Genomic DNA, 828 nt, shown 5'->3' with positions numbered 1-828 from the left:
GGTTCTAACCCCGGAAGAGCAAGAGAATGTCCGGAAGACAATTGAGGAGAGAGTGCCGGAAGAATTCGGAATCACCGGCAGGTTGTGGACATTGGGACGGACGCGGGAATATATCCAGAAGGAATTCCACAAAACGATCAGCGAGCGTACGCTGTCGGATTACATGAAGCGCTGGGGCATGAGCTGCCAGCGCCCGGTGAAGCGTGCGCGGAGACAGAACCCTCAGGGCATCTAAAGGTGGAAAAGCGAGGAATATCCTGCTGTTTTGAAACGTGCGAAAGCAGAAAACGCCATCATCTATTGGGCAGATGAGACTGGGGTAAGCAACTGCGAAATAGTAGAACGCGGCTTCTCACCTAAGGGTCGTCCTCCCGTGCTGCCAGTGGAGACGAAGCGGCAGAGGGTCAATATGATCTCTGCCATCAGCAGCCAGGGCAGCGTCCGTTTCATGGTTTATCAGGACACCATGAACCAACAGCGGCTGATCCGTTTCATGCAGCGGCTGATTCGCACATCAGAGCAGAAAGTGTTCTTGATTCTGGACAATCTGAAGGTACACCACGGCAAGCTTGCTGCGGCCTGGCTGGAGAAGAATAAGGAGAAGATAGAGGTGTTCTTCCTGCCACCCTACGCGCCGGAATACAACACTGATGAATATTTGAATCACGCTTTGAAAATTTCCGTTCACTCGGGACAGCTGCCCTATACTGTGGAAGATATTTCCCACAAAATCCAGTCATTTATGCGCAGATTACAGCATCATCCCTCTGCCGTTTCCAGTTTCTTCCTTCATCCTTCACTTTCCTATCTTTGCACGCAGAAGTAATA

Annotated in this window: 2 protein-coding genes; both read left to right on the top strand. The window is 51.1% G+C overall.

Features of this window, described 5'->3' with window-relative positions:
- On the top strand, positions 1-235 hold a 235-nt coding region (locus tag U8U68_RS21985; protein ID WP_322204606.1), incomplete at its 5' end, for a helix-turn-helix domain-containing protein.
- Between the two features lie 30 nt (positions 236-265).
- Entirely contained in the window at positions 266-826 is a 561-nt protein-coding gene (locus U8U68_RS21980; RefSeq protein WP_322204604.1) for an IS630 family transposase, read from the top strand.
- The last annotated feature ends 2 nt before the right edge of the window (positions 827-828 follow it).

The sequence above is a fragment of the Acutalibacter intestini genome (genome assembly GCF_034334985.1).
GTDB lineage: Bacteria > Bacillota > Clostridia > Oscillospirales > Acutalibacteraceae > Acutalibacter > Acutalibacter intestini.
This window is presented reverse-complemented; position numbering and strand designations above follow the sequence as displayed.